Genomic DNA, 4,793 nt, shown 5'->3' on the forward strand with positions numbered 1-4,793 from the left:
GGGCGGCCCATGGTCCGGGGCTCGGGCCTGGGCGGCGCCCCGGGCCTGCGGCCGGCGACGCGGGCCGGGCCGGGCCCTGGACCCCACCGCCCAGGCGGGGCGGGGCAGTTCACGGGCCTGCGGCCCAGCTCGCCGAAAGGCGGGCGGGCTGCGCGGGGCCTCGGCTCCCCCGAAGCTCGGGCCCCGAGCCCGACCGCTCGGGCGGGGCGGGGAGGTTCTCCGCCGGCGGGGCCGACCACCTGGCGGGGACACGGCGGAGGCCGGGGCGTGGACCCCGCCCGTCGCGACCCGCACCGTCCCGGCGGGGCGGAACGCCGAGGCGCGGGGGCCTGGGTCCAGCCCGCTGCTGGCTTGGCGAACACGGCGTGCGACGCAGGGAGTCGCGGGGTCGGCCGAGCGCCGCAGGGCGCCCCGGCCCGAGCCATCGGGTGAGAGCGGAGTCGGCCCGGGTTGTCCGCGTTGCCGCACGAAACCTCACGCCGGAGGCGTTGGAGGGCCGAGCGGCCGGCACGCGCCGCGCGGGCGACGCCGGCCGCGAGGCCGGACCGGTTGTCCTCGTCGCGACTCCAGCCGGAACCGGTCGACCCGGCGGCAGCTCGCGCGCCGCGCGGCGACGCAGGGAGTCCCGGGACGGACCAGGGCGTTCGCCTGCCCGACCCGGCGGCCGTCGCGGAGCCGAGCGGGCCGGCGTTCCGGCCCCGGGCCAGCCGGTTCCGCCGCGCCCCAGGCGCGGCGGAACCGGCGAGGCCCGTCCAGAAAGCCCAGCGGGCTAGCGGAACGCGTCGAGGCCCGTCAGCGCCTTGCCCAGCACCAGTTGGTGCATCTCGCTGGTGCCCTCGTAGGTGAGCACCGACTCCAGGTTGGCCATGTGCCGCAGCACCGGGTACTCGTGGGAGATCCCGTTCGCGCCCAGGATCGTCCTGGCGGTCCGGCAGATCGCCAGCGCCTCGCGGACGTTGTTGAGCTTGCCGAAGCTGACCTGTTCCGGCAGCAGAGCGCCGGCGTCCATCCGGTGGCCCAGGTGGTGCGCGAGCAGCAGGCCCTTGTGGAGCTCCAGGGTCATGTCGGCGAGCTTGGCCTGGGTGAGCTGGAAGCCGCCGATGGGCCGGCCGAACTGTTCCCGTGTGGTGGCGTAGTCGAGGGCCGTCTCCAGGCAGGTGCGGGCCGCGCCCAGCGCACCCCAGACGATGCCGTAACGGGCGTGCGCCAGGCAGCTCAACGGTCCGCGCAGCCCCCGCGCCCCGGGCAGCGCCGCCTCGGCGGGCAGCCGCACCCCGTCCAGGACGAGTTCGCTGGTGACCGAGGCGCGCAGCGAGCCCTTGTGGCGGATGTCGGTCGCGGTGAAGCCGGGGGTGCCGGCCTCCACCAGGAAGCCCCGCACCCCGTCCTCCGCCCTGGCCCAGACCACCGCGACATCGGCCAGCGAGCCGTTGGTGATCCAGGTCTTGCGGCCGGTCAACACCCAGTCGTCGCCGACCCGTCGGGCCCTGCTGAGCATCCCGGCCGGGTCGGAGCCGTGGTCCGGCTCGGTCAGCGCGAAGCAGCCGATGGTCTCCCCCGCCGCCATGGACGGCAGCCAGCGTTCCCGCTGTTCCTCGGAGCCGAAGCGGTGGATCGCGTACATGGCCAGCGAGCCCTGCACCGAGACCAGCGAGCGGATGCCGGAGTCCACCGCCTCCAACTCCAGGCAGACCAGCCCGTACTGGACGGCGGACGCGCCCGCGCAGCCGTAGCCGTTCAGCGACATCCCCAGCGCGCCCAGCCCGCCCAACTCCCGTGCCAGGCCGCGCGGATCGTCGACGGCGCCGCGCTCGTACCAGTCGACGACGTGCGGCAGCACCCGCCTGGCCGCCCAGTCGCGGACGGTGGCGCGCACCGCGCGGTCCTCGGGCGTCAGCAGCTCGTCCAGGCCCAACGGGTCGGCGGGGTCGATGGCTTCGGGCATGGCGGGGTGGCCTCTCAACGCGGTCGGGCGGGGCGCGGCCGACGTTACGGGCGGGTAACCCGGCTGGGCAAGAGCGCGCGCGCCGGCGGGTTGGCCGGGGCCCGCGCCTCGGTCCGGCCGAGCGAGGTCGGCAGCCGGAGGGCGACCAGCGCGCCGAGCACCAGCAGCGCGGCGCTGGCCAGCAGGGTCATCCGCATCCCGTGGACGAACGCGTCCCTGGCGGCGGCGCGCAGCGCCTCGCCGGCGGGGCCGCCCAGCCGGTCGGCGACGGTGAGCGCCTCGCCCAGCGAGTGCGAGGCGTCCCCCGCGACGGCGCGGGGAACGCCCTCGGCCCCGCGCACGGCGGGCCCGTAGAGCGCGTTCATCACGCTGCCGAGCAGCGCTATCCCGATGCCGGCGCCGAACTGGTAGGCGGTCTCCCCCACCGCCGCCGCCTCCCCGGCCTGCCCGGCGGGGGCGTCGCTGAGGAGCGACTCGTAGGCGCCGAAGAGGGTGGTCTCCAGGCCGAAGCCCAGCAGCACGAAGCCGACGCCGAGCAGCAGCGGCCGGTCCACCTCGTCGAGGCCGGTGAGCAGCAGCACGGCCAGCACGGTCAACGCGAAGCCGCCGCCGACCATGCGGCGCGGGCCCAGCAGCGGCAGCAGCCGGGAGCCGAGCAGCCCGGCGGCGACGGCCGCCACGCTCAGCGGCAGCAGGCGCAGCCCGGTCTCCAACGGCGTGAGGCCGAGCACCAGTTGGAGGTACTGGGCGGCGACCAGGGCGAGCCCGACGAGGGCCAGCACGGTCAGCACCACGCAGCCGGCGGAGGCGCCGAACGCCGGCCTGGCGAAGGCCGACAGGTCCAACAGGGGCCGGTCGGCGGCCCGTTGCCGGCGGACGAACGCGACCAGCAGCAGCGTCCCGAGCCCCGCGGCCAGCAGGGTGCCGGGCGTCGCCAGGTCGCCGCCGCCGGCGCGCTTGACCGCGAGGATGGCCGCGAACAGGCCGCCCGCCGCGCAGAGCGCGCCCGTCACGTCGAACGGCCCCTCGCCCGGCCCGCTGGACTCCGGCACCAGCAGCCGGGCCACGGGCAGGCACAGCGCCATCAACGGAACGTTGACCAGGAAGACCGCGCCCCACCAGAAGTGCTCCAGCAGCGCCCCGCCGACCAGCGGCCCGATCGCGGCGCCCACGGCGGCGACGGCGCTCCAGACACCGATGGCCAGGGCGCGCTCGCGGCGGTCGGGAAAGACCTGCCGCAGGATGGAGAGCGTCGCCGGCATGATCATCGCGCCGCCGGCGCCCAGCAGCGCGCGGGCCAGGATCAGCGGCAGCGGCCCGGTGGCCAGCGCCGCCAGGGCGGAGGCCGCGCCGAAGCAGGCATAGCCGAGCAGCAGCACCCGGCGGCGGCCGATCCGGTCGCCGAGGGTGCCGAAGAGGATCAACAGCGAGGCACAGACCAGCGGATAGGCGTCGACGATCCACAGCAGCTCGATCCCGCTGGGCCGCAGGTCCTCGCTGAGGGCGGGGACCGCGACATGGAGCACGGTGGCGTCGACGGCGACCAGGAACAGGCTGACGCACAGCACCACCAGGACCGTCCAACGGGTCCGGTCCGTGGTGCGGGCTCCGGGGTGGGTGGACCCGGGCACCTACGCACCTCTCCTCCGCGCGACGGTGCCCCTCGCCGCCTCGGGGGAACCCCGCGCTGCGCGGGCGCGGGCGAGGCGGGAGGGCAGACGGTCAGACACCCTACGGCAGCCCCGGCCGGCCACCGGGGGCACCCGTTCCGTTCACCGCCCCCGAGCCCGTGGAAAAGCAGATGAACGAGGGCCCCAAGGGAATAGCGGAAAAGATACTGGGAGGCTTATCCGGCGGGGCCGGAATTCGTGAAGCCCGGCCCCTTGTCGATTCCCCGGCGGGCCGGCGCACATCACATCGCCATTACGAACGCGGGCCTCGGGAGGAAGCCGCGTATCGCGACCGGTAATCTTGCGAGAGTGCGCATCGACCGATTCTTCGCCCGCCTCGAACAGGAGCCACGGCCGCCCGACGTGCCGACTCCTGAGATGAGCCGCACCCGCCTGGGGCTGCTGTGGCTCACGGCGGGCATCTACGCGGCCATCGTGGCGGCGGTCTGCCTCACGTCCTGGCTGGTCCGGCTGGACTGGCAGGTGATGCTCTTCCGGCCCTACAAGCAGTGGCCCGAACTGCACGCGTTCCTCGACTACTTCGTGGTCCTGGGGCAGCGCGGGCCGACGGCCGTGCTGATCGCGGCCTGGCTCGGCTGGCGCTGCTGGCGCCAGCGGACGCTGCGCCCGCTGCTGGTGATGGCCTGCGCGCTGCTGCTGCTGAACCTCTCGGTCGGCGCCGCCAAGCTGGGCATGGGCCGCGAGGGGCCGCACTACGCGACGACCATCGGCTCGAACGAGATGTGGCTGACCGGGGATATATTTCCCTCGGGCCACACCGCCAACGCCGTGGTGACCTGGGGCATTCTCGCCTATCTGGCCACCACCCCCACCGCCCGCAGGACGCTCTCGGTGATCGCCTCGGTCTTCGCCCTGGGCGTCGGCGCCACCACCGTCTACCTGGGCACCCACTGGGTGAGCGACGTGCTTCTCGGCTGGGCGGCCGGGCTGCTGATCCTGCTGGCGCTCCCCTGGTGCGAGCCGTTGATCACGCGGCTCAACGACACCCTGCTGCGGCACTGGAACCGACTGCGCCGCTCCCCCTCCGAACCGGTCGAGCCGGTGGACCCGCTCGGCACCGGCGGCGGGCCGCGCCACCCGGAGCTGCCCGTCGCGCCGCTCCCCGAGGAGGAGCCGCGCCCGCGCGCCCAGCCCGCCGTCGCGGCGGGCGCCCGGCC

3 protein-coding genes are annotated in these 4,793 nt (G+C 75.5%); 1 reads left to right on the top strand and 2 read right to left on the bottom strand.

Features of this window, described 5'->3' with window-relative positions; translation table 11 throughout:
• Positions 1-769: 769 nt before the first annotated feature.
• Both EBN88_RS28660 and EBN88_RS28665 read right to left on the bottom strand, forming a co-directional pair.
• Entirely contained in the window at positions 770-1,945 is a 1,176-nt protein-coding gene (locus tag EBN88_RS28660) for an acyl-CoA dehydrogenase family protein (RefSeq protein ID WP_122399924.1), read from the bottom strand.
• 44 nt (positions 1,946-1,989) lie between these two features.
• Positions 1,990-3,576, bottom strand: coding sequence for an MFS transporter (locus EBN88_RS28665; RefSeq protein WP_122399925.1), 1,587 nt, complete (start codon positions 3,574-3,576; stop codon positions 1,990-1,992).
• A 348-nt stretch (positions 3,577-3,924) separates the two neighbouring features.
• Between EBN88_RS28665 and EBN88_RS28670 the strand changes: the two genes are divergently transcribed.
• Positions 3,925-4,793 (top strand): phosphatase PAP2 family protein (locus EBN88_RS28670; RefSeq protein ID WP_233581075.1); only part of this gene is annotated, 869 nt, incomplete at its 3' end.

Origin of the sequence: Streptomyces triticirhizae (genome assembly GCF_003696235.1) — a bacterium.
Classification (GTDB): Bacteria; Actinomycetota; Actinomycetes; order Streptomycetales; family Streptomycetaceae; genus Streptomyces; species Streptomyces triticirhizae.